We start from the raw sequence: 25,646 nt of genomic DNA, 5'->3' as shown, positions 1-25,646 counted from the left end.
AAAGAATTTCGTTGGGATCAGAGGGCCTTATAGACCATCCACCCGGGAACGCGAGTGGGGAATGTTGGCCAGGGTGATGGTCTCTCAGCCGTCATGCCCGGGCTTGTCCCGGGCATCCACGAATTCTCGCGCCTGGCCAAGAACGTGGATGGCCGGGACAAGCCCGGCCATGACGATGTGGAGAGGACTGCGCCTAAATCGAGCCTTCAAAGATACCGCTTCAGGTCCGTCGCGGCCTCTTCGGGCGTGCGCTTCAGGTTGAACGGCGAGACGAAGCGGCCGTCGCGGTCCATCAGGTAGATCAGGGCGGTGTGGTCCATGGTGTAGTCGCCGTCCTTGGTCGGGACCTTCTTGGCATAGACCCGGTAGGACGTGATTACCTTGGCGGTCTCGGCGGGATCGCCGGACAGGCCCTCCAGATGCGGATCGAAGCTGGACAGATAGTCCTTCATCGTCGCCGGCGTGTCGCGCTCGGGATCGACCGAGATGAAGACGGCGTTGACCTTGTCGGCGTCCTTGCCCAGTGCGCGCAGCACCTCCGAGATCTCGAACAGCGAGGTCGGGCAGACGTCGGGGCAATGGGTGTAGCCGAAGAAGATCAGGGTCGGCTTGCCCTTCAGGCTCTTGTCGGTGACGGCCTTGCCGTTCTGGTCGGTGAGCTGGAACGGGCCGCCGATCGCGGCCGGCTGCGCCACCTTGCTGACCCCGCCCATGGCCCAGAACATGATCAGGAGCCCGAGGACGAGGCTTGCGGCGAAGGCGGTCGCGATCACCAGCGGACGGGCGGCGGAACTCATGAGCGGAAAACTTCCTGTCGGAGGTCAGAAGCAGGCAGCGAAGCCGGTCCTGATCATTTCGAAGAACACCTGGCTGCCGTAGTGGAACCAGAGCGCGAGCACGCCGAGCACGACGAGCCCGCCGACGCCGGCGCCCGCCAACAGCAGCACGGATGACGCCCGGCCGGCAGTGGGCGAATTGTCCTGTACGGGATGGGCGGAGTGCAGGGGTTGAGCCATGACAACGATGGGGGCGAAGGCCCCGGTTCCAAGGCTTTCAGATAGGCTTTAGCCCGCCTGCGGGCAAGGCGCCGCTGGCAGGCAAGGCGTCGCCGCTGGCGGGCTCAACGATCCCGTCAGCCTGTGGCGTCAGTGCAGCAGCTGGCCGCGGGCGGTCTCGAGCTGCTCCACCTGCGGGAGGGGCCGGCGTGCCGGCTTGATCGCCGACGCCTGCGCGTCCAGGTAGCAAGGCTTGTACATGGCCTGGAGCTGCTTGCCTCTCAGGAACAGCATGTGGGGGGTCAGGCCACCGCGCTGGCTAATCCAGCGCTTCACCTGCGAGGGATACATCGCGTAGAGCATCTGGGTGGCTTCGGGATTGGTGACGGCGCGGCCATTGGTGCCGAAATCCCAGGCGGCGTGGAAGCCGAGTGTCGCGCTCGAGGTCACGCAGATGCGGTCGTGCGGGATGGCGCCGAGGACGATGGTGCAGGCCGAGGCGCAGAGCCCGTCGATGATGACGGTCTCGCCCGATTGCCTGAGGTCCTGGTATTTGTCGACGTAGGTTCCAATCCGGCCGCCGCGGTCATCCGCGATCCGAACCACCGCGTGAGAAGCCCCCATGCCCGCGATCAGGAGAACCGCCGCCAGCAACCCCGTCAGAAACTTCATTGTCCCCCGCCCCAGTCGAATTCGAATCTGCGTGTCCGGTGGTGATGCACAGCTAGCGTCTGTCGTAACCAAGGTTTTGTCTAGGCAGACCGGCTGACTCAAAACAAATTCAAATCCAGTGTTGCGTCGGCGCTGCACTCGGACGGACTTAATCCCGAACTGGAACAAGTTAACGAGGTCTTACGCGCCGCGCCCTTGATCTCAGTTGCAACCGCTGGCTTCAATCCGGACAACTACAGGGGGGAACCGATGGAGGGGGAAGGACATGGCTGAACAGACGGATGTGATCGTCGTCGGCGCGGGACTGTCGGGCCTCGTAGCCGCGACGGAGATCGCCGATGCGGGCAAGCGCGTCATCGTGGTCGACCAGGAAGGCGAGCAGTCGATCGGCGGCCAGGCGTTCTGGTCGTTCGGCGGATTATTCCTGGTCGATTCGCCGGAGCAGCGCCGGCTCGGCATCAAGGACTCCTTCGACCTCGCGATGCAGGACTGGCTCGGTACCGCCGGTTTCGACCGCGACGAGGATTTCTGGCCGCGCAAATGGGCCGAGGCCTATGTCGCCTTCGCCGCCGGCGAGAAGCGCGGTTGGCTGCGCGCGATGGGCCATCGCATCTTCCCCGTGGTGGGCTGGGCCGAACGCGGCGGCTACGACGCGATGGGCCACGGCAATTCGGTACCGCGCTTCCACGTCACCTGGGGCACCGGTCCCGGCATCGTCGAGCCGTTCGAACGCCGCGCCCGCGAGGCCATGAAGAGCGGCCGGCTCAGCTTCAAGTTTAGGCATCGCGTCGATGCGCTTTCCGTCACCAACGGCACCGTGGACGGCATCAGCGGCGCGATCCTCGCATCCGACACTATCGAGCGCGGCAAGAGTTCGTCGCGCAACGTGGTCGGCGAATTCGCGCTGAAGGCGCAGGCTGTGATCGTGGCGTCCGGCGGCATCGGCGGCAATCACGAGCTGGTGCGGCAGAACTGGCCGAAGCGGCTGGGTGATCCGCCGAAGTTCATGATCTCCGGCGTGCCCGAGCATGTCGACGGCCGCATGATCGGCATCACCGAGAAGACGGGCGCGCGGCTGATCAACCGCGACCGCATGTGGCACTACGTCGAAGGCATCCAGAACTGGAATCCGATCTGGCCGCGCCACGGCATCCGCATCCTGCCCGGCCCGTCCTCGATGTGGTTCGACGCCACGGGCACGCGGCTGCCGGCGCCGCTCTTCCCCGGCTCCGACACGCTCGGCCAGCTCCAATACATCATGTCCACCGGCTACGATTATTCCTGGTTCGTCCTGACCCAGAGCATCATCAAGAAGGAGTTCGCGCTGTCGGGCTCGGAGCAGAACCCCGATCTCACCGGCAAGAGCTGGCGCATGACGATCAAGCGCGCCACCAACAAGGGCGCGCCGGCGCCGGTCGAAGCCTTCAAAAGCCATGGTGTCGACTTCATCGTGCGCGACAAGATCGAGGACCTTGTGGCGGAGATGAACAAGCTTGCCGGCAACGACCTGCTCAAGCTCGAGCACATCAGGATGCAGATCGAAGCGCGCGACCGCGAGATCGCCAATCCCTACGTCAAGGATGCGCAGGTGATGAACATCCACAATGCGCGGCGCTATATCGGCGACAAGCTGATCCGCACCGCCTCGCCGCACCGCATCCTCGATCCCGCGCAGGGGCCCCTGATCGCGGTCAAGCTCAACATCCTCACCCGCAAGACGCTGGGCGGCTTCGAGACCGATCTCGACTCCCGCGTGTTCGGCGCGGAGGGCAGCGTCATTCCCGGCCTTTACGCGGTCGGCGAAGCCGCGGGCTTCGGGGGCGGCGGCGTGCACGGCTATCGCTCGCTGGAAGGCACCTTCCTCGGCGGCTGCCTGTTCTCGGGCCGCAATGCCGGGCGTGCGGCGGCGAAGGCGGTGGGATGATGATGCGGCGGTGGATGCAGATCGGGGTGTGCCTTGCGGCATTGAACGCAGCCCCGGTCGCATCCGCCGACACCATCGACGTCAACGGCGTGAAGCGCTCCTATACGTTGCAACTGCCGGCGAAGCGGCTTGTGCCGCTGGTGGTCGTGCTGCACGGCAAGACCCAGCGCGGCGCCGACATGGTCGCGCGAACGGCGTGGCCGCAGGTCGCCAAGCGCGAAGGCTTTGCCGTGGTGTTTCCCGATGGCCTCAACCATGCCTGGGCCGATGCGCGGACCAAGGCGGGCCCCGCGCTCCGCGGCCCGCCCGTGGGCACCGACGATATCGGCTTCATCGCGAAGCTCGTCGAGAAGCTGGTGGCGAACGGCACCGCCGATCCAAAGCGCGTCTATGTCGCCGGCATCTCCAACGGCGGGGCGATGGCGATGACTCTCGTCTGTGCGCGCGCCGACCTGTTCGCGGCCGGCGCCAGCGTGATCATGAACCTCACCGACGAGGCCGCCGTCACCTGCCATCCGTCGCGGCCGCTGCCGATGCTGCTCATGAACAGCACCGCAGACCCGCTGGTCCCCTATGCCGGCGGCCGCGGATCGAGCTATTTTGCCGCAGACGGATTCTGGTCGACCGAGGACACGCTGGCGTTCTGGCGCAAGCTCAATGGCTGCGAGACGGACGATGCCGCCACCGTCGACCTGCCCCACAAAAATCCCGCGGACCAGTCCACGGTCACCCGGATCACCTCGCGCTGCCCTGCGGGACACGACGTCGTGCTCTACCGTGTCAATCATGGCGGCCACCGCATGCCCGGCTTTGCGCCGGATGCTCGCTTCCCGCGGGTCGCCACCAGCCTGCTCGGGCCGCAGAACGCCGACATCGACGGCGCCGAGACGATCTGGACATTCTTCAGCCATTTTCCGTGAGCGGCGCATGCGTTGCCAGCGACGCATGCATGCCGGGGCAACGCATGCGTGCCCGGCAACGCATGCGTGCCCGGGGTGGCTGATCGCGGCGCGCTGCGCTAGACAGGGCCGCCATTCCAGCAGGAGATCCCCAATGAGCATTCAGCGTTTCGAAACCGGCCCGCGCATGAGCCAGGCCGTCGTGCACGGCAACACCGTCTATCTCGCCGGCGTCGTCGCCAACAATGCGGCCGGCGAAAGCGTGACCAAGCAGACCCAGGACATCCTGAAGACGATCGACGGCCATCTCGCCAAGGCCGGCACCGACAAGTCGAAGCTGCTCTCGGCCACGATCTACATCACCGACATGAAGACCTTCGGCGAGATGAATGCCGTGTGGGACGCCTGGGTCTCCCCCGGCAACACTCCGGCCCGCGCCACCGTCGAAGCCAAGCTGGCGGCCGCGCAATACACCGTCGAGATCATGGTGACCGCGGCGAAGTAATCTAGCGCCGAGTTCTCCGCCAAAATGCGGCGAGAGTAGCCAACAAGGCAGAAGCTCCGCGACCGCGGGGCTTCTTCTTCCCTTCCGCCAGCGAGCCTTGATTCCGATCACCAGAATATTTCTTGGTATTCTCCTGTAGCTCCGTGACAGAGCGATTTAGTTTGGTCATCTGCAGGTCCATGAATTCGCGAGTTCTTCGCCCAAGGTCAGCAGCCTGCGTCCTCTGCCTTTCCGACATCTGCAAAAGTTCGATCACGTCGCGCATTCTCTGCAACATATCTCTATCGATTTCCGGCACGGCCGTTTTGCCCGAGAGCACGCTCTCGTAGACGTGCGAGACGTCGGTCCATCCTTGACGTTCAAGTATCTGCTCTAGATCGATTGGAAAAATGCGCATGGACGCCTTGTCACCGCCCACTCCATGCTTGGAGAGAAATTCGGCCGCCAGCTCCGAACAGAAGAAGCTTCGCAAGAAGAAGCGTCGAAGTACCGGAAGATTACGAAATATGAAGACGGAGTTATATTTTGCTCCGTACGTGGTTTGCGCTTCTTGAAACACGGGGAGCCCGAAATAGTCCACGTTCGGCGAACGATAGGCCTTCATCCTTCCGTCGCCAAATCGCCTTGTCGCAAAGAGAGTATCCCATCCCTCGATTGCCACGCCCTTCTTGGGAATCGAATGTAGTGCGCCGGCCTGGCTAATGGTGATCATCACATGCGACCATTTTGCCCTGCGACCGCGGAGTAACGTCTGGGTGGCTAAGACAAGACGATCGTCGGATGTAAAGATGACGTCGCCATTCACAGGGAAATCATATGGCATCGCTCCACCAAATTACTGACTGAAAAATGCATCTTTAACACGAATTTCATTATGCCGCCATCTAAACGTGTTCTCATCTCCAATCATACTGAGGTGGTAAAGTAAGCCTGCGCAGCGTTATTGCGCGCGACGATGACCTCCGAGGTAATCGATCCGCGCGCGCGAACCTTCGATAGTGACGGTCAGCCGGAGACGGCGTCATCGAAGGAGAGCTACATGACCGACCACATCGCCATCGCCCACTGCTACATCGATCTCTGGAACGAACGCACGCCGGGCCGCCGGCGCGAGCTGCTGAGCGAGACCTGGACGGCCGATGCCAGCTATGTCGATCCGCTGATGAAGGGCGACGGCCCCGATGGCATCGACGCGCTGATCTCGGGCGTGCAGCAGCGCTTTCCGGATTTCCGGTTCAAGCTGATCGGCGAGCCCAACGGCTACGGCGACCATGTGCGTTTCTCGTGGGGGCTCGGCCCTGACGGTGTCGACAGCCCGATCAAGGGGACCGACTTCGCCGTGCTGAAGGACGGGCGGATCAGGAGCGTGACGGGATTTCTGGACCAGGTGCCCGCGGGGGCGTGAGGGGGCGCGCGCATGACTGCGCCCTCTCCCCTTGCGGGAGAGGGCATCACTGCCGGTAGACACAGGCTCACCGGGGTGAGGGGTGTCTATCGGCACAAGAATCTTAAGAGGTGAGTTTGGGGGAGACAACCCCTCATCCGGCGCTTCGCGCCACCTTCTCCCGCAAGGGGAGAAGGTGCAGCGAGTTTGTGTCTCAGCCCATCCCCAGCCGATACGCAGCCTTCGCATTCGCCCCGAACGCCTTCTCGCGCACGGCCGGGCCGAGCTTCGCCAGGCACGCGTCCAGCGCGCCCTTGATCTCGCCGTAGCTGCCCGCCAGCAGGCACACCGGCCAGTCCGAGCCGTAGATCAAACGATCCTCGCCGAAGCACTTTGCCGCATGCGCGACGAATGGAAACAGTCGCTCCGCGTCCCAGTCGTTCCAAACCGCTTCGGTCGCGAGCCCGGAGATCTTGCACCAGACATTGCCGCAGGCGGCGAGCGCTGCGATGCGCTCGGACCATTCGGCGCTACCGCCATCGGCGATCGGCGGTTTTGCCGCGTGGTCGAGCACGAAGCGCGCCTGAGGGAAGGCCTGCGCGGTTGCGATCGCGGCGGGCAGTTCGCGGGTACGGACGAGGAAATCATAGGCGAGATCGCGGGCAAACATTGCGGTGAGGCCGCGCTTGACGTCTTCGCGCAGAAGCCAGTCGGGATCAGGCTCGTCGTGTACCTGGTGACGGATGCCCACAAGCTTGTTGCCGCCGGGCGACGCGCGCAGCCGGTCCAGCGTGTCGCCGAGATCGCCGTCGGTCAGATCTACCCAGCCGACGACGCCGATGACAGACGGCGTCACATGCGCGATCCGCAAAAATTCCTCGGTCTCCTCCAGCGCGGAACGGCACTGCACGACGATGCTCCCGTCGATGCCGTTCGCCTTCAGCAGCGGCGCGAGATCGGCCGGGCCAAAGGCGCGGCGGATCGGCGCGAGCTCGGGCGCGTTCATCCAGGGATAGTCGGCGCGCTCGGGATCCCAGAAATGCTGATGGGCGTCGATGATCATGGTCTACGCACCGCCCGGCAGCGGCGCCCGGGCATCGACGAGATTTCGCGCACGCAGCTCCTGCCAGAACGACGCCGGGACCGCCCTCTCCGACATCGCGATGTTGTCGGCGACCTCGCCGGCGTTGCGTGCGCCCAGCACCGCGACGGTCACCGCCGGATGGGCCATGCAGAACTGCAGCGCGGCGGCCTTCAGCTCGGTGCCGTGCTTGCGGCAGAGCTCGTCGAGCGCGAGGGCCCGCGCAACGAGTGCTGCATCCGCATCCTGATAGTTGAACTTCGCGCCTGTCTGCGGGTTCGCCAGGATGCCGCTGTTGTAAATGCCGCCGAGCAGGATCCCGATGTTCTTCGCCTTGCAGACCGGAAACAGCGCATCCAGCGCGCCCTGGTCCAGCAGCGTGTAGCGGCCGGCGAGCAGGAAGCAATCGACCGGCACGGCCTCCGCGAAGCGGACCGGCATCTCGGACTGGTTCATGCCGGCGCCGATCGCCTTGACGGTGCCGTCGGAGCGCAGACGCTGGAGCGCGCGGAAGGCACCGGACACGGCGTCGTCGTAATGGTCGTCGGGATCGTGCACCAGGAGCACGTCGACGCGGTCGAGCCCGAGGCGGGCAAGGCTTTCCTCCACCGAGCGCATCACGCCGTCATAGCTGAAATCGAACACCGGCCGCTCGCGCGACGTGCCCTTGTAGTGCTCGTCCTCCGCGCCGCCGCTGTCGGGGGCGCGCAGCAGGCGGCCGACCTTGGTCGAGATCGCATAGGACTCGCGCTTCTGTTGCCGCAGGAACGCGCCGAGCCGCCGTTCCGCGAGGCCGAAGCCGTAGAGCGGCGCGGTGTCGAAGAAGCGGACGCCGGCCGACCAGGCGCGCGCGACCGTCGCTTCCGCATCGGCATCGCTGACCGGGCTGAACAATCCGCCGAGCGGGGCAGAACCGAGACCGATCGAGGTGACGTCGAGAGAGCCGAGCCGTGCGCGCTTCATTCCCATTGCCTTACTTCATTCCAATCGTTCAAATCATCTCCCCCGCTTGCGGAAATCGCAAGCGGGGGAGGCATGCAGGAGCGCGGGGGCTGGCGAGCGCTCCTACTTCAACATCTGCGCGACGTTGTCCTTGGTGACGAGGTCGAGGCCGGTGTAGACGATCTCCGGCACCTTCTCGCCCTTCTTGATCGCGAGCAGCGTGTCCATCGCCTTCTCGCCCATCTCGAACGGGCGCTGGCCGACCAGCGCATTGGCATAGCCGTCGCGCAGCAGCTCGAGCTGCATCTTCAGCGTATCGGCGACGACCAGCGTGAACTTGCCGGCATCAATGTCCTTCTTGTTCCTGCTGGCGAAGGCCTTGAAACCTTCGGGCGCGAACATCGGCCAGCCACCGATGGGAACGATGGCGGCGAGATCGGGCGTTGCGGTGCGCATGTCCGTCATCTGCTGGACCGCCAGCGCCGGATCGTCGTTGCAGAAGGTCGGCGAGCCCGCGACCTCGGTCCATTTCGAGCCCTTCAGCGCCTCGCGCACGCCGTCGACGCGCTCGGCAAGGTTCTTGGCGCCGGGACCGCCCGAGACCATCGCGTATTTGCCGCCGTCGGGCCGCATCTTCAGGAGCTGCTTGCCGAGCGCGACACCGAACTCCTTGTTGTTGGTGCCGATATAGGCGATGCGCTTGGAGCCGGGCGCATCGGCATCGAAGGTGATGACGGGAATGCCGGCCGCGGTCGCCGCCTCGATCGACTTGGTCATGGCCGCGACGTCGGCGACCGAGATGGCGAGGCCGTCGACCTTCTGGGTGACGAAGTCCTGGATGATCTGCGCCTGCGTCGCCGGCTCGTGCTCCACCGGCCCCTTGTAGATGCACTCGATGTTGCCGAGCTCCTTGGCGCGCTTCAGGCAGCCGTCGCGCGCGAAGTCGAAGAACGGATTGTTCATCGCCTTGGGCACGATCACGAAGCGGTAGTTCGCGGCGAACGCCGGCGTCGCCATCATCGCAACGGCGATGCCGGCCAGAAGAAGTTTCCTCATTGTCTCCTCCACCCTTGTTTGGTGCCTATCCTCTCGAAAGCGCCCGGGAAGCGGACAGGCGGCGTTTTCGTTGCCTCCCCGGGATGATTTCACGTCAGGTCATCCGCGAACGGATGCGATCGACCAGCACGGCCAGGATGATGATCACGCCCACCAGCGTCTGCTGCCAGTAGGAGGAGACCTGCGCCAACACGAGACCGTTGCGGATCACCTCGAGCAGCACACAGCCGACGATGGCGCCGAGCGGGCCGCCGATGCCGCCGGCAAGGTTGGCGCCGCCGATCACGGCCGCGGCAATCACGTTAAGCTCGTAGGAGGTCGCCATGTTGGCCGGCGCCGATCCGAGCCAGCCGGAGATGATGATGCCCTGGAGGCCCGCAGCGAGCGCGCAGATCACATAGACCTCGATCTTCACCCGCACCACGGGGATGCCGGTGAGCTCGGCCGCCTTCTCGTTGCCGCCGAGCGCGAAGACGTGGCGGCCGAACGCGCTGTGGTGCAGCACCACCGCCATCGCCAGCGCGAGGATCACCAGATAGATGAAAGGCGCGGGCACGCCGAGCACGTCGCCCGAGGTGAGCGCGTAGAAATAGTCGGCATCCGGCCCGCCCGGGAAACTGCCGCGGCCGTTGGAGACGACATAGCCGAGCCCGCGCACGATCGAGAGCATGCCGAGCGTGGTGACGAAGGGCGACAGGCCGAGCACCGCGATGCAGAAGCCGTTGACGAGGCCCGCGATCAGCGCGACGCCGAGGCCTGCGAGGATCGAGATCAGCAGGATCAGGCCGGGCACGTTGGCCAGCACGGTCTTGCCGTCGGCGGCCATATGCACCAGCGGCGAGCCCGGCGCCGACAGCTCGGTCATCACCATCGAGGTGATCATGGCGGAGAAGCACATCATCGATCCCACCGACAGATCGATGCCGCCGGTGATGATGACGAAGGTGACGCCGAGCGTGGCGATGGCGATGAAGGAAAAATTCTTCGCCACGTTCTGCATGTTGCCCTGGGTGAAGAAGTACGGGCTGGCGAAATGCATGATCACCAGCAGCACCGCCAGCGCGAGCAGCACGTAGCCGGTCTGCGAGGCGAAGATGCCGCGCTGCCACCATCTGATCTTGCCGACATTGGAGAATGTGATCGGGGATTCCATGGGCATGGCCATCACGCCGCCTCCTTCGCGCCGGTGATGAGGGCGGTGACCTCCTCCGGCGAGGTCTCGTGGATCGGCTTGTCGGCCCGCTTCTCGCCGCGGCGCATGACGATGACGCGGTCGCACACCGCGAACACGTCGGGCATGCGGTGCGAGATCAGCATCACGGCGACGCCCTGCTCCTTCAGCCGGTGGATCAGCCCGAGCACCTGCTCGACCTGGCGCACCGAGATCGCGGCGGTCGGCTCGTCCATCATCACCAACCGCGCATTGGAGAGGCGCGTACGCGCGATCGCGACCGCCTGGCGCTGGCCGCCCGACATCTGCTTGACGAGATCGTCGGGCCGCGTCTCCGAGCGCAGCTCGCCGAACAGCTCCAGCGCACGCGCCGCCATCGCCTTGTGGTCGAGCAGTGCGATGGGACCGAATTTGCGCTTCAGCTCGCGGCCGAGAAACACGTTGGCCGCCGCGGTGAGATTGTCGGCGAGTGCGAGGTCCTGATAGACCACCTCGATACCGACGGCGCGCGCGTCGACAGGGCGATTGAAGTGAACCGCGCTGCCGGCAAAGCGGATCTCGCCATGGGTCGGGCGGAAGTTGCCGGCGATGATCTTGACCAGCGTGGACTTGCCGGCGCCGTTGTCGCCCATCAGGCCGACCACCTCGCCCGGAAGGACCTGCATGTCGACGTCGTGCAGCGCGCGGATCGCGCCGAACTCCTTGCCGATGCCGGAGAGTTCGAGGACCGGTGTCGTGTCAGCGCTTGCCATCAGCGGCCTTCCTCAGACGTAGCGGTTGACCAGGGATTCCAGATATTCCTGTCGTCCCGAGCGCGGCTGCGGATCGAATCCGGCGCCCATCGCGCGGTCGGCGAGATCGGCGAGCGAACGCTGGCCGCCGAGAATGGCGCGGCCCTCGGGGCCGGCCCATCCGTCGTAGCGCGTGGCGAGCGGCGCGGTCAGGGCGCCTGCATCGAGCATGTCGGCGGCGGCGAGGAACGCACGGGCGCAGGCATCCATCGAGCCGACATGGGCGTGGATGAGATCATCGGGATCGATCGACTGGCGGCGGATCTTGGCGTCGAAATTGAGCCCACCCGTGGTGAAGCCGCCACGGTTCAGGATCTCGTGGAACACCAGCGCCAGCTCGCCGACATTCATCGCGAACTGGTCAGTGTCCCAGCCGAGCAGATCGTCGCCGCGGTTGATGTCGAGCGAGCCGAACACCCCGAGCGCCTCGGCCAGCGCGACCTCGTGGTGGAAGGAGTGGCCGGCGAGGATGGCGTGGTTCTGCTCGATGTTGAGCTTGACGTCCTTGAGCAGGTCATAACGTTCGAGGAAGCCGTAACAGGTGGCGACGTCGAAGTCGTATTGATGCTTGGTTGGCTCCTTCGGCTTCGGCTCGATCAGGAGCGGCCCCTTGAAGCCGATCTTGTGCTTGTGCTCGACCACGAGCGAGATGAAGCGGCCGAGCTGGTCGAGCTCGCGTTTCAGATCGGTGTTGAGCAGCGTCTCGTAGCCTTCGCGGCCGCCCCACAGCACATAGTTTTGCCCGCCCAGCCGGTGCGTCACCTCCAGTGCGGCGCGGACCTGGCCGGCCGCGTAGGTGAAGACATCGGGGTCCGGATTGGTCGCTGCGCCCGCCATGTAGCGGCGATGCGTGAACAGGTTCGCGGTGCCCCAGAGCAGGCGAACCTTAGCTGATGCCATCTTCGCCTCGAAGACATCGGCGATGGCGTTGAGGTTGGCCACGGACTCGCCGAGCGAATTGCCTTCCGGCGCCGCATCGACGTCGTGGAAGGTGAAGAACGGCACATCCAGCAGCCGGAACAGCTCGAAGGCGACATCGGCCTTGGCGCGCGCCATGGCCATCGCATCGGTGCCGTGATGCCAGGGCCGCAGGAAGGTCTCGCCGCCGAAGGGATCGCCGCCCGGCCAGCACAGCGAATGCCAGTAGCAGACCGCAAAGCGCAGATGATCCTCCATCCTGCGGCCGTGGACGATGCGGTCCTTGTCGTACCAGCGGAAGGCATGCGTGTTCGCCGCATCCTTGCCGGCAAAGGCGATGGGCGTGGTTGCATCGAAGAATTTGGCTGACGCGTTCACTTAAAGAGTCTCCTTCAATGCGGGATAGAGCGCGCGCCAGCTGCGATAGGCCTCGTCATAGGCGGCGGTCACGGATGGGCGAGGCGCGAAGCTCGCAAGCCGCCGCGGGCGGGTGCAGACCGCGGCGGGATCTTCTCCGGTGGCGGCAAGCCGGCCGAGCCTGGCGGCGCCGAGCGCAGCGCCGACCTCGCCTTCCTCGACGCGGTGGACGGGAATGCCGAGCACGTCGGCGCAGATCTGCGCCCACAGCGGCGAGCGCGAGCCGCCGCCGACGAGATCGACTTCGCCGATCGGCCCGCTCGCCGCGCTCAAGGCCGCCAGATTGTCGCGCGCCGCGAAGGCGACGCCCTCGAGCACGGCCTGGACGATCTGGCTGCGGGAGGTCGCCCCGCGCAGGCCGACGAAGGCACCGCTGGCGGCGGCATCGTTGTGCGGCGTTCGCTCGCCATCGAGATAGGGCAGGAATTTGATCGGGCTCGGCCCGTCGACACGCTCGCCGAGCGGCGCGAGAAGCGCCGCGGCGGGTGTCTCCATCACGCCGGAGAGCCAGGCGAGCGACGCCGCCGCCGACAGCATCACGCCCATCTGGTGCCAGAGCCCGGGCAGCGCGTGGCAGAAGGCATGGACGGCGGACGCCGGCGCCGGCGCGAAGCGGTCGGTGACGCGGAACAGCACGCCCGACGTTCCCAGCGAGAGGAAGGCATCGCCGGGCGCAATCGCGCCGAGCCCGATCGCGCTCGCCGCGTTGTCGCCGGCGCCGCCGGCTACCACGACGTTTTTCGCCATGCCCCAGCGCTGCGCGTAGTCCGGCGCGAGCACCGCGCTGACCTCGCTGCCCTCGACGAGGCGCGGCATGTGGTGGAGATCGAGGCCGGTTGCGTGCAGCAGCAGCGCCGACCAACGGCGCTCGCCGACATCGAGCCACAACGTGCCGGCCGCATCCGAAATGTCCTCGACCATCTCGCCGGTCAGGTGATAGCGGACATAGGCTTTCGGCAGCAGCACCTTTGCGATGCGCGAGAAGATTTTCGGCTCGTGTCGCGCGACCCAGAGCAGCTTTGGCGCGGTGAAGCCGGGCATCGCCAGATTGCCGGCGATCATGTGCAGCGACGGACAGCGCCGCTCCAGCGCGACGCATTCGGCCTGCGAACGGCCATCGTTCCAGAGGATGGCGGGACGCAGCGGCCGGCCATCCTCGCCGAGCAGCGTCGCGCCGTGCATCTGGCCCGACAGCCCGATGCCGGCGACCGAAGCGACCTCGCGCGGATGGCGGCTGGCGAGATCGTCGACCGCGCCGACCGCGCCCGCGACCCAGGCCTCGGGATCCTGCTCGGACCACAGCGGCGCGGGATGCGACAGCGCAAGCTCGCGCGACGCCGTCGCGATCACCGCGCCGGCATCGTTGACGAGCACCGCCTTCACACCGGATGTGCCGATGTCCAGTCCGAGATACACACCACCCTCCCTCTTGCCTGTCGCGGTTGGCGGGCTTGGTGCCGCCTTTCCCGCAAATTGCTGTTCGACGTCCCGCTGCCGCTAAGGCAGGTTGTCCCGCATCACGATGTCGATCCTGATCTTCTCCTGCTCGCGCAGGATCGGCTCGCCGCGGGCGAGCGCCAGCAGCACGCGCACGGCGGCGCGCGCCTCATGTCCTGGGTTCTGCGAGATCGCGGCATCCATCACACCCTGCAGCAGCAGCCGGCGGGTCAACGCGGTGACGTCGTGCCCGACAAAGACGACCTTGTCGCGGCCGGCCTCGCTCAACGCCTTGTCAGTCAGCGCTTTGGCGACGCCCTGCGTGCCGGCGCCGACGTTATAAAGGCCGACAATGTCAGCATGCCTGCCCAACAACCGCGCCAGCACCTGCTCCGAGCGCGCATCCTCGTCGCGTCCTTCGAGCACCGGCAGCACGCTGAGGCCCGGGAATTCGGCGGCCATCACCTGGTTGAAGCCGAAGATGCGCTCGGCGTGGTCGCGCAGGCCCTGCGACCCCGCGACGACCGCCACCTTGCCCGCGCGCCCGCCGGCCAATCGCCCGACCAGCGCGCCGGCGGTGCGCCCCGCGGCGATGTTGTCGATGCCGACATAATGGTGACGGCGCGACGACGGCACGTCCGAGACCAGCGTGACCACCTTGGTGCCGGCATCGACGAGGTCGTTGATGGCCGCGCGAACCGTCGGATGATCCAGCGCCACCGCGGCAACGCCGTCGTAGTCGCCGGACAGCGCCTCCAGCGAAGCGGCCAGCACGGACGGATCGAACACGTCGGTGGCGATCATCTCGACCTTGAGGCGGCGGGCCGAAAGCCAGGTGGACATCTCGCCGAGATAGGCCTCGATCTGCTGCATGAACGGGTTCGGCCCCGACGGCATCACAAAGGCGAAGCGCCGGGCCCGGCTGCGCGCGAGCTCGGCGGCCGCCACATGCGGTTGAAAGGCATTGCGGTCGATCGCCTCCCTGACGCGGCGGACCGTGTCCGGCCGCACGCCCGGGCGGTTGTGCAGCACGCGATCGACCGTCGCCAGACTAACACCCGCCTCGCGGGCGATGTCCTTCAGCGTCAGCGCGGCGGTGGTGAGCGTCTCGGCCATGGCTGAAGGCTAGCAGAGGTGTTTTGAGGTACGCAACTCATTTTGAGGGGCGAGGGAGCCTTTTCGTGCCCGGGTTGAATCGGGCCAGCCAAGCCGGCAAGTCAGCCCGAGGTCAGATCCAGCGTCAGGAAGAGGCTGTTGGGATCCTCGACATAGCCCTCGAACGGGCCGCAGAGCACAAAGCCGTGCGCTTGGTAGAGCGCGTGCGCCGGCTTGAAATAATCCCACGAGCCGGTCTCGAGGCTGAGCCGGCTCAAGCCGCGCGCGCGGCTCTCCGTGATGATGTGGCGAAGCATCTTGCCGCCAAAGCCGCGCCGCCGGGTGGTCTGCAGCGTGTGCATCGACTTCACCTCGCCGTGGGTGCCCGAGAGCGCCTTCAGCGCGCCGGTGGCGACCAGTGTCTCGCCGTCCCAGCCGGTCCAGAACGCGACGTCGCTGGCGCGGAGCCCCGCGAGGTCGAGCGCATGGGCGCTGCCGGGCGCGGTCTGCGCCCGTGCGGCCGTGACGTGATAATCGAGTAGCGCGATGACGCGCGGATCGAAAGTGTCGCCGGTGCGGATCTGCATCGTCATGGCTTGACGTCACCTGCCAGTTGCTTCTGCATCAAGACCATATCGAGCCAGCGGCCGAACTTGCAGCCGACTTCAGGCAAACGGCCGACCTCGGCGAAGCCAAACGATTCGTGCAGCGCAATCGAGGCGGAATTCGACCCCTCGATCGCCGCAACCATGATGTGCTTGTTCAGCAGCGTGGCGCGCTCGATCAGCGCGATCATCAGGCTGCGGCCGATGCCCGCCCGGTGGTGCCGCTGGTCGACATAGATGGAGTTCTCGACCGTGTGGCGATAGCCGGGAAAGGGGCGGAAATCGCCGAATGACGCGAAGCCGACCACGTCCCTGCCCTTCATCGCGACCAGCACGGGGTAGCCAGCCTCCTGCCGCGCGGACATCCATGCGCGCCGCGAGGCGAGATCGGCCGGGCCGTCGGTCCAGACCGCCGTGGTGTGGACCGCGGCGTAATTGTAGATGGCGAGAATATCCTCCGCATCTTCGAGCGTGGCATCCCGTACGACCAGCGGCATCACATTTTCCCGTAAGACGTGCCGCGCCGCGTGATGATGACGTAGCGCGCGTCCTGTTTGGTTTCGTTCTCGAATGTCACGGCGCGCATCACGTCGAAGTCGAGACAGTCGCCGTCGCGCAGGCGCACGGTCTTGGCGTCGATATGCACACAGACCGCGCCCTCCAGCATCAGGAGCTGCTGGGTGAAGGCGTTGCGGCCCCACGGGCTGTAGGACACGCGCGCGCCGGCCGGCAGGTCGACGACGATGATCTCGATGCCGCTGGCCGCATCCGGCGGCGAGGCGTGGCGCCGGCGGTAGCCGCTGTCGGGATCGCGCCAATGCGGCTGGTCGGCGAGCCGCATCAGGCGCTCCGGCGGCTTCTCCGCGAGCGCGACGACGTCGCTGAGGGTGACGTCGAGCGCCGCGCAGAGCTTGTTGAGCAGTGCCGCGGTCGCACTGCTCTGCGCCCGCTCCACCCGCCCGATCATGGCCCGGCTGACGCCGGAGCGGCCTGCGAGTTCGTTCAACGTCATGCCCGCCTGCGTCCTGAGCGTTTTCAAGCGACGACCGATCGCGCGGTCGAGTTTCTGCTGGTCCATGATTGTCATCCGAACATCGCCCGACACGAGGACCGCACCCGTCAGGGCGAGGGCAGCTTAAGCCGGGCGAGGCGCACGTGCCGGGCGCGTAAAGCTAATATATTGGAATCTTAGCGCGACGCAGCACGGCCGCAAGCCGGATGCCGTCACCGGCCTCGGGATTCGAGCGTCGCATTCGGCCAGCGGCAGACATTCGCAAGTCTGGCGCGGACACTATCGATACCGGCGAGGTCGAAGGTCGCGCTGAGGGTGCGCCCCGTGCCGTCGGTCACGGCAACCGACATCCGCCCGCCATCGAGCGCGCGGATCAGATCGACCGGATCGTCAGCCATGAAGGCGGTGCGGCCATCGACTGCCAATCGCCAGCGCAGCGCTCTTGCCGCCGCCTGATCGGAGGACATCACGACCTCGACGTCACCGCCGCGCGAGGCGTGCCAGACGCCGCTCGCGCCAAGGGATATCTCGGTCCGCTGGTTCCGGCATCGCAGGACCAAGGTCTGGGGCGCGTCGGCGGGAACAGGAAGAAGCGCGTACAGCTTGGCCACGAACAGCGGCGAGAAGTCGCGCGGCGACGAGGTCTCGCTGATCAGCCATCCCCGTGCGGCCGGCAATGCTGCGGTCTGATCATCCTGATTGGGACGAGCCGCCGCCGCCGGCGGCTCGGATGTGGCCGGCCCGGGCGGCGCACGGACGCGCGGCTTCGCAGGCACTTCGCCAGTCGGCCCGGCCTCGTCCTTGCCGGCAAACAGACGATCGAGGCATTGCTTCTCCGCGCTGTGCGCCTTCAACCTGCAGCCGAGACGCGCCGCGTTGTCGCTGCCGACCTGATCGCAGGCAGCCTCGGCGTTGCGTGTCTGCGCGAAGCACTCGTCCAGGCCCTTGAGGGTGCTGGACGCGGATTGACCGTGGGCTTCCGCGATCTCGATCATGGCGAACAGGAGAGCGGCGAGCCGCTTCATGGACGCGCCGTACGATTGGCCATCTGCGGGTCGCGCCAACTCTCGGCCGCCTTCAGGCGCTGCAGTCCGGGTACGCTGGCCTGGGGATCGGCGTCCTTCCATTTCGGATCGAAGCCGGACACGCGCAGCTCGTCGAGCTTGCCGAACAGCTCGTTCACGAAGGCGGTCACGCGGTCGTGGCGCGGCGAACCCGGGGTCCAGTTATAGGCGACCAGAACGGTCGGCACCGCGATCGTCTCGATCGCTTCTCCCGCCGGCACCAGTGCCGGATAGTCGGCCGACGTCAGCGCAGCCGGCACGTAATAATCGATCAATCCAGGGCCAAAGGGGACCGGCAGGAACTTGAAGCCCTCGTCCCATTTGCGCTTCACGAACGCGTCCACCGGCTTGGAGGTGACGAAGACCACGGCCGCCATCTCGCCCTTGCGCATCTGCTCGAGCGCAACGGGGTGCGGCACGAAGGTCTTCTCGACGGCGATACCGAGACGGCTGAAAATGAGCGGACCCGAATAGGCGGCGGCGGTGCCCTGCGTGTTGAAGTTCACCTTCTTGCTGGCGAGGTCGGCGAGCGATTTGATTTCCGGACGCGCGAAGACGTGCAGCTCCGACGGAAACAGGTTCATCACATGGACGATACGGGTTCCGATCTCCGGCACCTGGGCGCGGTACTCATCGAGCGAATCGCTGTTGATGATCGCGACGTCGATCCCCTTGAGATAGAGGAGATCGTTGACGTTCTCGGTCGGCCCGCGCGTCACGATCGGAAGCACCTTCACCTTGCCGCCTTCGTTGACGACGCGCGAGATCTCGGTGGCGAAGCGGAGCGGCGCGCCTTCCAGCAATCCGGCGGCAAGGCCGACCGAGCCGGCGTTGATGCGGTCCCTCACCTCGGCTTCCGCGCTGCGCGGCTGAACAGGTCGCGCGGCGCGGCTGACGCGCGCCGGTGCAGGTGCAGCGCGCTCAACGGAGCGTTTTTCACCGCCGGCCCTGTTGGCATTCTGCGCGAAAGCAGGCAGCGCGAGCAACGACAGGCCCAGTATGAACAGAAGCTTGCGCATCATCGCGGCCTCCCATGCTTCACCTGTCTACGGCCGGACGTAGCTCCAGCCCTTCTCCTGCAGCTCCATCATGTGGACGACGCCGGAGGGCACCATGGACGCCTCCGGCAGCAGCTCCAGCGGCTTGCCTTCCTTCTTCTCCATCCCTTCTCTTGTGACGCCGCATGCGGCGAAGCGGACCTTGCTGGGGAAGGCGAGCTCGTTCATGGCGTGAATGCGGTCGGCAACCGGCGTCGTGTCCTTGCGCAGCATGTGCAGCCCGGGGCCGAACGCCACGATCTCGACGTCGGCGTCCTCACCCTTCTTGCGGTAGTAGTCGAGCACGTTGGTCGCGTTGTTGAGCGCCAGATTCATCACGGCGGGATCGTTCTGGTTGACCTGGATCACAAGCCGGTGCGGCGCCGGCTTGGCCGGGCGGACGGCTTGCTTCTTCGGGACCATGGCTCGCGCCGAGATCGCAGAACCCTGCTGCTGTTGCGTCGGGGTCATCGGATGCGCCGGGCTGATCGCGAATGTGGCAATCATGGCTGTGACGACAAGGATTCGTGCATCAGGCATGGACCATCTCCCGTCCTGGGTTTTGCGCTTTACATGCGGTGCAACTCGTTCGATCTCGATGCGGCTGTTGTGCCGGCCTGTTGATGCTGCGCGTGAATCTGCGTGGGCGGCGCCCGACCACGAAACATGAACTCCGCGGTGGTCTGCCGACAGACTGCAGTTCGTGCTAAGCGCAATGGATTAAGCGCGGGCGACATCAGCGCGACGAGCCGTGGCGGAAGGCTCGAGGCCGCAGGGAGATTTCAGGTCACAAGACCAACGGGCCAATCGGGTGATTGCGCCGGAGTAGACGGCTTGGAGCGGGCGAAGGGAATCGAACCCTCGTATGCAGCTTGGGAAGCTGCCGTTCTACCATTGAACTACGCCCGCAGATGCGCTTCGCGCCTGTCCTGATTAGCCGAGACGGCGCGCCTCGCCAAGCGGTTTGGCGCAGGCAGCCGGATGCTTCTTAACGTTTTGGCAAGATTTTGGGTGCGCCGGATTGTGGCGGTGTTATGATCCAACCGTCGGGGGAAAACGTGCACTGAGTGGGGCGTGTGCATGGCGGGGCGTGGCTATACGATATTCAACACGGCGATAGGGCGCTGCGGCATCATCTGGAGCGGCACCGGCATTGTCGCCGTGCAGTTGCCGGAGGCGCGGGAGATCGACACCCGCCGCCGGATTTTCCAGGTCCATCCCGAGGCGCGCGAGCAGCAGCCGCCGCTCAATACCGAGCTTGCGATCGAGGGCATCGTGGCCTTGCTGCAAGGCAGCGATCCCGATTTCTCCGAGGTCAGCCTCGATGCCGGCGGTGTACCCGGCTTCAACCGGCGGGTCTACGAATACACCTGCACGATCCCGCGCGGAGAGACGCGCACCTATCGCGAGATCGCCAGGGCGCTGGGCGCCTCCGGCGCCGCGCATTCGGTGGCGCAGGCCATCGCCAAAAATCCCTACATGCTGATCGTGCCCTGCCACCGCGTGCTGGAGGCCGGCAATTACACCGACCGGCTCTCGCCCTATGGCGGGGTGATCTCCAAGCGGCGGCTGTTGTCGCTCGAGGGCGCCCATCCGGTCGCCAGCAAGACGCTGTTCGACGTGCTGCTGCCCGTCGCTCCGCCGCGCGCACCTGGCTAGGACGGGATCCTGATCGCACCCTGGCTTTGATTTTTGGACATGATCTTGTCGGGCACCCGCTACACACTTGCCCGGATCATCCCTAGATAACGCGGCATGGATGCCACCACGCTGCTGACGACACGATCGATCACCGTCTCCGAGTTTCGCTGCGATGCGGGACCGGACGACACGCCGTTTGCGGAATGCCGCACCGGCCATTCCATCGCCTATGTGCGTTCCGGCAGTTTTGGCTGCCATTGCCGTGCCGGCTTCTTCGAGCTGGTGGCGGGCTCGATGCTGGTCGGCGCCCCCGGCGAGGAATACACCTGCACGCACGAGCATGTCTCAGGCGACGTCTGCCTCGGCTTCTTCTTCAGTGAGAGCCTGGTCGATGCAATCGGCGGACAGCGCGAGATCTGGCGGGTCGGCGCGACACCGCCGCTGCCCGAGCTGATGGTGCTGGGCGAGCTCGCCCAGACGGCAGCAGATGGCAACAGCGACTTGGGTCTCGACGAGATCGGCCAAATTCTTGCGGGCCGTTTCATCGACGTTGTCTCCGGCAAGGCGCGCAAGCCGGCCACACCGACCGCGCGAGACCGCCGCCGCGCGGTCGAAGCCGCGCTGTGGATCGACGACAATTCGCATGCCGAGCTCGACCTCGAACAGGCAGCAAAGCAGGCCGGCCTCAGCCCGTTCCATTTCCTGCGGCTGTTCTCAAGCGTGCTCGGCGTCACCCCGCATCAATATCTGGTGCGCTCGCGACTGCGCCACGCTGCGCGTCGGCTGACCGAGGACGACATCCCCGTCACCGACATCGCCTACGACGTCGGCTTCGGCGATCTCTCCAACTTCGTCCGCACCTTCCACCGCGCCGCCGGCGTGTCGCCGACCAAGTTCCGGCAGGCCTCGAAGGGCGAGCGCAAGATTCTCCAAGAGCGGCTTGCCCTGAACTGACTAGGGTCGTCTCCGGCGCGCGCCAGTTGCGGCGCGCTTTGCAATGGAGACGATCATGTACGACCACATCGGATTGCGCGTTGCCGACCTCGACGCCGCCACGCGCTTCTACACCGCGGTGCTGGCGCCGCTCGGCTATGTCCTGTGCTCAAGCGGCGACGGCTATGCCGGCTTCGGGCCGAAGGGCGAGCCCGCGCTGTGGCTGCATCTGAACAAGGGCCGCAAGGCCGACGGCGCGCATATCGCCTTTCGCGCCAAGGACCATGACGCGGTCAAGGCGTTTCACAGCGAGGGCCTCAAGAGCGGCGGCCGCGACAATGGCGGCGCCGGGCCGCGCAAGGATTACAGCCCGACTTACTACGCGGCGTTCCTGATCGATCCTGATGGGAATAACGTCGAGGCGGTTTGCGTGTGAGCGCAGTAGCTCTCACCACAACACGCGCTGTCATGCCCCGGCTTGACCGGGGCATCCAGTACGCCGCGGCTTCTCGATTCAATCACAGCGGTCTCTGGAATACTGGATCGCCCGGTCAAGCCGGGCGATGACACCTGAAATGATCCCTCGATCGCGCCCTCCGACATCATAGGAAACTCCCATGGCCTCCATCCACAACGACATTCCCCTCAACACCCCCGCCCGCGACGTCTGGGATGCGGTGCGTGATTTCGGCGCGCTGCCCGAGCGGCTGGCGCCGGGCTTCGTCACCGCCTGCACGCTCGATGGCGATGCACGTATCGTCACCTTCGCCAACGGTTCGGTGGCGCGCGAGGTGCTTGTCGATTGCGACGACGCGCGGCAGCGCCTGGTCTATGCCATCAACAATGAGCGGCTGAAGCACTACAGCGCCTCGGTGCAGGTGATCGCCGAGGGCGAGGCGCGCTGCCGGCTGGTCTGGATCATCGACATGCTGCCGAACGAGCTGGCCCCTTACGTCCAGGGCCAGACGAAGGACGCCGTCGCCGCCATCCACCGCGCGTTCCCCGCGGCGGCTGCGTGATATTTCTCACAGAGCCGCGCCCTTCCCGGCCGTAAGCATGCCCGCGTGCGTCCGGTTGGCTCTGCTCTCCCGGCAGCGCCACGCACGCGAGGAGCATGCGATGAGAGGTGCGGACAAGGTGATCTGCCAGGCAGCCGCCGTGTTGCTGCTGTTTTCGATTTCGAGCGTGCCGGCAAAGGCGCAGTTCCTCGGCGGCGGAGGTGCCGGCGGCGAGGACATGATGACCCAGATGGCGCCGATGCTGGAGATGATGAAGGCGAAGATGGGCAAGCGCCGCTTCGCCATGCTGATGCAGACCATGGGCCCGATGATGAGCCGCATGATGGAGAACGGCGGCGGCGGGCTCAGTGGCATGATGGGCAGCGGTGGAGGTCTTGGCGGCCTCGGCGGCGGCTTCGGCGCGCCCAATTACGGCGGCTACGCGCCGATGGGCGGCGGCACGATGCCGGCCGGATTCGGCGGCATGGGCGGCGGCGATATCATGGGCATGCTCGGCGGCTCCGGTGGCGGCGACATGATGGCGATGATCCCGCAATTGATGCGGCTCGCCAATGTCGGCGGCGGCCATCGCCGTCACAGGCATCGCTAGAACGAAGCATATCGCCACAAGGATGGATCCCCGGATTGCACTGCGCGCCATCCGGGCCACGAGACCTGCCGTGCAGACAACGAGGCAACCACCCTTCGCGGGGCACGAAGGATGGTTGCACCTGGCCTGCGAATGGGGGCGTCGCCGGTATCAGATCCGATCGTTGAGAAGGACGCCGGACACCGACGCGTTTGTAGTCGCCGCATCGGTCGATCCTGCGTCGTAAGTGTGGTCGGCGAACGAGTCCTGCAGCGATTGGAGAAATTGCTGCAGCAGCTGCGTCGCCGACGTGGTGCCGGACGAACCCTTCGTGTTGCTCCCGGTCGTCGGGTTGCTCGATCCGGTCGTGCTGGACGAGGTCGGATCGGTGGACGAGCTCGTCAGCGACTGTAGGAATTGCTGCAGCAGATCCACCAGCGGATTGCCGCTCGACGAGCTGTCCGTGCCACCGGCCGAAGATCCGCCAGACGGCGGCGGTCCGGGCGGCGGGCCACCTGCTCCGCCGGGTCCACCCGGACCATGGGAGAACGCCGCCTTGAACACACCCTGCAGCTCGGTGGCCTGCTGGTCGGTCAGCTTGCCGCTCGACACTTCCTGCTGGATGAGATCGTCGATCCTGGAGGCGAACTCGTCCGGCGACAGGCGGGAGCCGCTCGACTGATCGCTCGTCCTGCTCGATTGCAGGGCGGAGTCGATGTCGCCGAGCGCGGACGACAACGCCGACTGATCGGTCGAGCTGATCGCGCCGGAATCGACTTCCGCCTGCAGTTCGTCCTGCAGTCTTTGCAATGGTGACGCGTGGTGATGGGAGGAGAGCGCCGAAATCGAGGTCATGGTGGCTTTCCGTGCTGATGAACTCGCGGCGAACTTGTCGCCAGGAGCTGGCGCGGAGCCTTCGGCATGGCGCAGCTTCGGTTACCCGGCATTGCCAGGCAGGAAGCAGAAACATTTGGAAACAAAAATCCGGCGAGCGTCCTAATCCGCCGCGCTGGACAGGGCCGGCCTGATCGCGGGCTTGCTCACGCGCGGGCCCCAGCGCGTCAGCAGGACGCTGGAGCATGACAGCAGGCCGAGCACGACCATCGAGCTCGCAGCCAGCCAGAAGAAGCTCTGCGCCGTGGCGTCATGCGTCGACAGCCACCAGCCGACCGCCGAGATGTAGATCAGCCGCGCCGTCTGCGCCAGCACCGGGCCGATCACCTTCGCCGCGCCCTGCGAGGAGAAATACATCACCGTCGCAAGGCCGAAGAACGCGTAGAACGGCCCGACCGTCGAGAGATATTGATGGCTCGCCGCGCGCACGGCCGCGCTGTCGGTGAAGATGTTGACCCAGAGATCGGGGAAGATCGCAACGAGGGACGCGGGCGCGCCGACGGCGACGAAGGCGGCGACGCTTGCGGTCCATGCGATGCGCCGGGCCCGTGCGATGCGGCCGGCGCCGATCGCCATCCCGACCATCGGCACGCAGGCAATGCCGAACGAGAACGCGATCGAGGTCAGCAAGAATTCCAGCCGGGCGCCGACGCCGTAGCCGGCGAGGATCGCCGTGCCGAACTTCGCCAGCATGTGGGTGAAGATCGAGATCGTCAGCACCGATTGCAGCGGGGAGAAGCAGGCGATGGCGCCGACCTTCAGGATGTCGAAGAACATCGCCCACTGGATGCGCAGGCCGCGCAGCTTCAGCGCGATCCGCGCGCGGCCGGAGAACAGGTACCAGCCCATGATCGCGATGTTCATGCAATAGGCGATCAGCGCGCCGGCCGCGACGCCACGCATGCCGAATTGCGGCACCGGGCCGAGCCCGAGGCCGAGCGTGCCGCCGAGCACGATCTGCCAGGCCGCGGAGTTGAGGATGAGGAACGACGGCAGCTTCATGTTGCCGGTGCCGCGCAGGATGCCGGCCATGGTGTTGAGCAGCCAGGGCAGCACGGCGCCGCCGAAGAACACCTGCGTGTAGGCGATCGCATGCGTCAGCACATCGCCGCGGCCGCCGAGCATTTCGAGCACCGTGGGGCCGAAGATCAGCATGCCCAGCATGAAGACGAGGCCGAAGCTGATGCCGATCAGCATCGCGTGCATGGCAAGCGTGCCGGCCCGCTCGCGATCGCCGGCGCCAAGCGCACGCGCGATGGCGGACGCCACCGCGCCGCCCATGGCGCCGCCGGACATGGTCATGGTCAGGATCACTGTCGGAAATACCAGCGCCATCGCGGCCAGCGCCTCGACGCCGAGCCGGCCGATATAGGACGTCTCCGCGATCACCGTGCAGGTGCCGGCCGACAGCGCGATCACGTTCGGCCAGGCGAGCGAGAGCAGCGTGCGCAGGATCGGCCCGTCGGTCAGCGCGCTCTGGATGGGACGCGGCGGCGGCGGCAGCGGACGCTCTTGCTCATCGACCGGGATCTCGGCGATGTCGGACATTTCCTCTCCCGGACACGGGCGCCATTCGCGGCGCAGCA

Annotated in this window: 29 protein-coding genes and 1 tRNA gene; 9 read left to right on the top strand and 21 right to left on the bottom strand. The window is 66.0% G+C overall.

Features of this window, described 5'->3' with window-relative positions:
* Positions 1 to 206: 206 nt before the first annotated feature.
* From JQ617_RS36980 to JQ617_RS36970, 3 genes are all read right to left on the bottom strand, one after another.
* Positions 207 to 797 carry an SCO family protein gene (locus tag JQ617_RS36980; protein WP_063686459.1) on the bottom strand — a complete coding sequence of 197 codons (591 nt, stop codon included), beginning with the start codon at positions 795 to 797 and terminating at the stop codon, positions 207 to 209.
* Between the two features lie 24 nt (positions 798 to 821).
* Positions 822 to 947 carry a hypothetical protein gene (locus JQ617_RS40315; protein WP_283842106.1) on the bottom strand — a complete coding sequence of 42 codons (126 nt, stop codon included), beginning with the start codon at positions 945 to 947 and terminating at the stop codon, positions 822 to 824.
* Positions 948 to 1,145: 198 nt separating this feature from the next.
* Positions 1,146 to 1,667, bottom strand: coding sequence for a hypothetical protein (locus tag JQ617_RS36970; protein WP_212030648.1), 522 nt, complete (start codon positions 1,665 to 1,667; stop codon positions 1,146 to 1,148).
* Positions 1,668 to 1,932: 265 nt separating this feature from the next.
* Here JQ617_RS36970 and JQ617_RS36965 point away from each other — a divergent pair, with 265 nt between their 5' ends.
* The 3 genes from JQ617_RS36965 (at position 1,933) to JQ617_RS36955 (ending at position 4,995) form a co-directional block, all read left to right on the top strand.
* The gene (locus JQ617_RS36965; protein ID WP_212030647.1) at positions 1,933 to 3,591 is read left to right on the top strand and encodes an FAD-binding dehydrogenase; all 1,659 of its coding nucleotides are present in this window, start codon (positions 1,933 to 1,935) and stop codon (positions 3,589 to 3,591) included.
* Positions 3,592 to 3,593: 2 nt separating this feature from the next.
* Positions 3,594 to 4,511: a CE1 family esterase gene (locus JQ617_RS36960; protein WP_212030687.1), complete on the top strand. Its 918-nt coding sequence runs from the start codon at positions 3,594 to 3,596 to the stop codon at positions 4,509 to 4,511.
* 133 nt (positions 4,512 to 4,644) lie between these two features.
* Complete coding sequence (locus JQ617_RS36955) at positions 4,645 to 4,995, top strand: RidA family protein (protein ID WP_063686455.1); 351 nt, start codon at positions 4,645 to 4,647, stop codon at positions 4,993 to 4,995.
* 1 nt (position 4,996) lies between these two features.
* Here JQ617_RS36955 and JQ617_RS36950 read toward each other — a convergent pair whose 3' ends face one another.
* Positions 4,997 to 5,800 carry a hypothetical protein gene (locus JQ617_RS36950; RefSeq protein ID WP_212030646.1) on the bottom strand — a complete coding sequence of 268 codons (804 nt, stop codon included), beginning with the start codon at positions 5,798 to 5,800 and terminating at the stop codon, positions 4,997 to 4,999.
* A gap of 234 nt (positions 5,801 to 6,034) precedes the next feature.
* Between JQ617_RS36950 and JQ617_RS36945 the strand changes: the two genes are divergently transcribed.
* On the top strand, positions 6,035 to 6,400 hold the full coding sequence (locus tag JQ617_RS36945) for a nuclear transport factor 2 family protein (protein ID WP_212030645.1): 366 nt from the start codon (positions 6,035 to 6,037) through the stop codon (positions 6,398 to 6,400).
* Between the two features lie 193 nt (positions 6,401 to 6,593).
* Here the strand turns inward: JQ617_RS36945 and JQ617_RS36940 are convergent, their stop codons facing one another.
* The 15 genes from JQ617_RS36940 to JQ617_RS36870 all read right to left on the bottom strand — a co-directional run bounded on the left by JQ617_RS36940 (position 6,594) and on the right by JQ617_RS36870 (position 19,914).
* Positions 6,594 to 7,442 (bottom strand): amidohydrolase family protein, encoded by an 849-nt coding sequence (locus JQ617_RS36940; RefSeq protein WP_212030644.1) that lies wholly within the window; start codon positions 7,440 to 7,442, stop codon positions 6,594 to 6,596.
* 3 nt (positions 7,443 to 7,445) lie between these two features.
* Complete coding sequence (locus tag JQ617_RS36935) at positions 7,446 to 8,423, bottom strand: aldo/keto reductase (protein ID WP_212030643.1); 978 nt, start codon at positions 8,421 to 8,423, stop codon at positions 7,446 to 7,448.
* 102 nt (positions 8,424 to 8,525) lie between these two features.
* Positions 8,526 to 9,458, bottom strand: coding sequence for a sugar-binding protein (locus JQ617_RS36930; protein ID WP_212030642.1), 933 nt, complete (start codon positions 9,456 to 9,458; stop codon positions 8,526 to 8,528).
* 94 nt (positions 9,459 to 9,552) lie between these two features.
* The gene (locus JQ617_RS36925; protein WP_063686451.1) at positions 9,553 to 10,623 is read right to left on the bottom strand and encodes an ABC transporter permease; all 1,071 of its coding nucleotides are present in this window, start codon (positions 10,621 to 10,623) and stop codon (positions 9,553 to 9,555) included.
* The gene (locus JQ617_RS36920) at positions 10,623 to 11,381 is read right to left on the bottom strand and encodes an ATP-binding cassette domain-containing protein (protein WP_212030641.1); all 759 of its coding nucleotides are present in this window, start codon (positions 11,379 to 11,381) and stop codon (positions 10,623 to 10,625) included. Before JQ617_RS36920 ends, JQ617_RS36925 begins: the two co-directional genes overlap by 1 nt.
* Before the next feature lie 12 nt (positions 11,382 to 11,393).
* Positions 11,394 to 12,716, bottom strand: a complete 1,323-nt coding sequence (gene xylA, locus JQ617_RS36915) for a xylose isomerase (protein ID WP_212030640.1) — start codon at positions 12,714 to 12,716, stop codon at positions 11,394 to 11,396.
* A complete protein-coding gene (gene xylB / locus JQ617_RS36910) occupies positions 12,717 to 14,171 on the bottom strand; it encodes a xylulokinase (RefSeq protein ID WP_212030639.1) in 1,455 nt (484 codons plus the stop codon).
* 81 nt (positions 14,172 to 14,252) lie between these two features.
* Positions 14,253 to 15,308 (bottom strand): LacI family DNA-binding transcriptional regulator, encoded by a 1,056-nt coding sequence (locus tag JQ617_RS36905; protein ID WP_212030638.1) that lies wholly within the window; start codon positions 15,306 to 15,308, stop codon positions 14,253 to 14,255.
* A 101-nt stretch (positions 15,309 to 15,409) separates the two neighbouring features.
* Complete coding sequence (locus JQ617_RS36900; protein WP_212030686.1) at positions 15,410 to 15,874, bottom strand: GNAT family N-acetyltransferase; 465 nt, start codon at positions 15,872 to 15,874, stop codon at positions 15,410 to 15,412.
* 2 nt (positions 15,875 to 15,876) lie between these two features.
* Positions 15,877 to 16,389: a GNAT family N-acetyltransferase gene (locus JQ617_RS36895; RefSeq protein WP_212030637.1), complete on the bottom strand. Its 513-nt coding sequence runs from the start codon at positions 16,387 to 16,389 to the stop codon at positions 15,877 to 15,879.
* Positions 16,389 to 16,970, bottom strand: coding sequence for a helix-turn-helix domain-containing protein (locus JQ617_RS36890; protein ID WP_211414939.1), 582 nt, complete (start codon positions 16,968 to 16,970; stop codon positions 16,389 to 16,391). Before JQ617_RS36890 ends, JQ617_RS36895 begins: the two co-directional genes overlap by 1 nt.
* Positions 16,971 to 17,116: 146 nt before the next feature.
* Positions 17,117 to 17,899, bottom strand: a complete 783-nt coding sequence (locus tag JQ617_RS36885) for a hypothetical protein (RefSeq protein ID WP_249157820.1) — start codon at positions 17,897 to 17,899, stop codon at positions 17,117 to 17,119.
* Positions 17,900 to 17,925: 26 nt separating this feature from the next.
* The gene (locus JQ617_RS36880; protein ID WP_212030635.1) at positions 17,926 to 18,990 is read right to left on the bottom strand and encodes a TAXI family TRAP transporter solute-binding subunit; all 1,065 of its coding nucleotides are present in this window, start codon (positions 18,988 to 18,990) and stop codon (positions 17,926 to 17,928) included.
* Between the two features lie 24 nt (positions 18,991 to 19,014).
* Positions 19,015 to 19,545 (bottom strand): DsrE family protein, encoded by a 531-nt coding sequence (locus JQ617_RS36875; protein ID WP_249157819.1) that lies wholly within the window; start codon positions 19,543 to 19,545, stop codon positions 19,015 to 19,017.
* A 295-nt stretch (positions 19,546 to 19,840) separates the two neighbouring features.
* Positions 19,841 to 19,914 (bottom strand) — tRNA-Gly (locus JQ617_RS36870).
* A gap of 171 nt (positions 19,915 to 20,085) precedes the next feature.
* On the opposite strand from JQ617_RS36870, the gene JQ617_RS36865 reads away from it, so the two are divergent.
* The 5 genes from JQ617_RS36865 (at position 20,086) to JQ617_RS36845 (ending at position 23,187) form a co-directional block, all read left to right on the top strand.
* Positions 20,086 to 20,664 (top strand): methylated-DNA--[protein]-cysteine S-methyltransferase, encoded by a 579-nt coding sequence (locus tag JQ617_RS36865; RefSeq protein ID WP_212030634.1) that lies wholly within the window; start codon positions 20,086 to 20,088, stop codon positions 20,662 to 20,664.
* 96 nt (positions 20,665 to 20,760) lie between these two features.
* Positions 20,761 to 21,600 carry a helix-turn-helix transcriptional regulator gene (locus tag JQ617_RS36860; protein ID WP_212030633.1) on the top strand — a complete coding sequence of 280 codons (840 nt, stop codon included), beginning with the start codon at positions 20,761 to 20,763 and terminating at the stop codon, positions 21,598 to 21,600.
* A gap of 55 nt (positions 21,601 to 21,655) precedes the next feature.
* Complete coding sequence (locus JQ617_RS36855) at positions 21,656 to 22,015, top strand: VOC family protein (protein ID WP_212030632.1); 360 nt, start codon at positions 21,656 to 21,658, stop codon at positions 22,013 to 22,015.
* Between the two features lie 181 nt (positions 22,016 to 22,196).
* The gene (locus JQ617_RS36850) at positions 22,197 to 22,598 is read left to right on the top strand and encodes an SRPBCC family protein (RefSeq protein WP_212030631.1); all 402 of its coding nucleotides are present in this window, start codon (positions 22,197 to 22,199) and stop codon (positions 22,596 to 22,598) included.
* Between the two features lie 100 nt (positions 22,599 to 22,698).
* The gene (locus JQ617_RS36845; RefSeq protein WP_212030630.1) at positions 22,699 to 23,187 is read left to right on the top strand and encodes a hypothetical protein; all 489 of its coding nucleotides are present in this window, start codon (positions 22,699 to 22,701) and stop codon (positions 23,185 to 23,187) included.
* A 150-nt stretch (positions 23,188 to 23,337) separates the two neighbouring features.
* Here the strand turns inward: JQ617_RS36845 and JQ617_RS36840 are convergent, their stop codons facing one another.
* Positions 23,338 to 24,021 carry a hypothetical protein gene (locus JQ617_RS36840; RefSeq protein ID WP_212030629.1) on the bottom strand — a complete coding sequence of 228 codons (684 nt, stop codon included), beginning with the start codon at positions 24,019 to 24,021 and terminating at the stop codon, positions 23,338 to 23,340.
* Positions 24,022 to 24,162: 141 nt separating this feature from the next.
* The gene (locus JQ617_RS36835; RefSeq protein WP_212030628.1) at positions 24,163 to 25,608 is read right to left on the bottom strand and encodes an MATE family efflux transporter; all 1,446 of its coding nucleotides are present in this window, start codon (positions 25,606 to 25,608) and stop codon (positions 24,163 to 24,165) included.
* Between the last annotated feature and the right edge of the window lie 38 nt (positions 25,609 to 25,646).

Source organism: Bradyrhizobium sp. KB893862 SZCCT0404, assembly GCF_018130885.1.
GTDB lineage: Bacteria > Pseudomonadota > Alphaproteobacteria > Rhizobiales > Xanthobacteraceae > Bradyrhizobium > Bradyrhizobium stylosanthis.
Note: the sequence above shows the minus strand (reverse complement) of the source record. Positions and strands in the feature narration are given on the sequence as shown.

Bases quoted from the DNA above. Each gene is read 5' to 3' on its own strand.
- JQ617_RS36980 (WP_063686459.1), bottom strand. From the start codon at position 797: ATGAGTTCCGCCGCCCGTCCGCTGGTGATCGCGACCGCCTTCGCCGCA.
- JQ617_RS36970 (WP_212030648.1), bottom strand. From the start codon at position 1,667: ATGAAGTTTCTGACGGGGTTGCTGGCGGCGGTTCTCCTGATCGCGGGC.
- JQ617_RS36965 (WP_212030647.1), top strand. From the start codon at position 1,933: ATGGCTGAACAGACGGATGTGATCGTCGTCGGCGCGGGACTGTCGGGC.
- JQ617_RS36960 (WP_212030687.1), top strand. From the start codon at position 3,594: ATGCGGCGGTGGATGCAGATCGGGGTGTGCCTTGCGGCATTGAACGCA.
- JQ617_RS36955 (WP_063686455.1), top strand. From the start codon at position 4,645: ATGAGCATTCAGCGTTTCGAAACCGGCCCGCGCATGAGCCAGGCCGTC.
- JQ617_RS36945 (WP_212030645.1), top strand. From the start codon at position 6,035: ATGACCGACCACATCGCCATCGCCCACTGCTACATCGATCTCTGGAAC.
- JQ617_RS36940 (WP_212030644.1), bottom strand. From the start codon at position 7,442: ATGATCATCGACGCCCATCAGCATTTCTGGGATCCCGAGCGCGCCGAC.
- JQ617_RS36935 (WP_212030643.1), bottom strand. From the start codon at position 8,423: ATGAAGCGCGCACGGCTCGGCTCTCTCGACGTCACCTCGATCGGTCTC.
- JQ617_RS36930 (WP_212030642.1), bottom strand. From the start codon at position 9,458: ATGAGGAAACTTCTTCTGGCCGGCATCGCCGTTGCGATGATGGCGACG.
- JQ617_RS36925 (WP_063686451.1), bottom strand. From the start codon at position 10,623: ATGGCCATGCCCATGGAATCCCCGATCACATTCTCCAATGTCGGCAAG.
- JQ617_RS36920 (WP_212030641.1), bottom strand. From the start codon at position 11,381: ATGGCAAGCGCTGACACGACACCGGTCCTCGAACTCTCCGGCATCGGC.
- JQ617_RS36905 (WP_212030638.1), bottom strand. From the start codon at position 15,308: ATGGCCGAGACGCTCACCACCGCCGCGCTGACGCTGAAGGACATCGCC.
- JQ617_RS36900 (WP_212030686.1), bottom strand. From the start codon at position 15,874: ATGCAGATCCGCACCGGCGACACTTTCGATCCGCGCGTCATCGCGCTA.
- JQ617_RS36895 (WP_212030637.1), bottom strand. From the start codon at position 16,389: ATGCCGCTGGTCGTACGGGATGCCACGCTCGAAGATGCGGAGGATATT.
- JQ617_RS36890 (WP_211414939.1), bottom strand. From the start codon at position 16,970: ATGGACCAGCAGAAACTCGACCGCGCGATCGGTCGTCGCTTGAAAACG.
- JQ617_RS36885 (WP_249157820.1), bottom strand. From the start codon at position 17,899: ATGATCGAGATCGCGGAAGCCCACGGTCAATCCGCGTCCAGCACCCTC.
- JQ617_RS36880 (WP_212030635.1), bottom strand. From the start codon at position 18,990: ATGATGCGCAAGCTTCTGTTCATACTGGGCCTGTCGTTGCTCGCGCTG.
- JQ617_RS36875 (WP_249157819.1), bottom strand. From the start codon at position 19,545: ATGCCTGATGCACGAATCCTTGTCGTCACAGCCATGATTGCCACATTC.
- JQ617_RS36865 (WP_212030634.1), top strand. From the start codon at position 20,086: ATGGCGGGGCGTGGCTATACGATATTCAACACGGCGATAGGGCGCTGC.
- JQ617_RS36860 (WP_212030633.1), top strand. From the start codon at position 20,761: ATGGATGCCACCACGCTGCTGACGACACGATCGATCACCGTCTCCGAG.
- JQ617_RS36855 (WP_212030632.1), top strand. From the start codon at position 21,656: ATGTACGACCACATCGGATTGCGCGTTGCCGACCTCGACGCCGCCACG.
- JQ617_RS36850 (WP_212030631.1), top strand. From the start codon at position 22,197: ATGGCCTCCATCCACAACGACATTCCCCTCAACACCCCCGCCCGCGAC.
- JQ617_RS36845 (WP_212030630.1), top strand. From the start codon at position 22,699: ATGAGAGGTGCGGACAAGGTGATCTGCCAGGCAGCCGCCGTGTTGCTG.
- JQ617_RS36840 (WP_212030629.1), bottom strand. From the start codon at position 24,021: ATGACCTCGATTTCGGCGCTCTCCTCCCATCACCACGCGTCACCATTG.
- JQ617_RS36835 (WP_212030628.1), bottom strand. From the start codon at position 25,608: ATGTCCGACATCGCCGAGATCCCGGTCGATGAGCAAGAGCGTCCGCTG.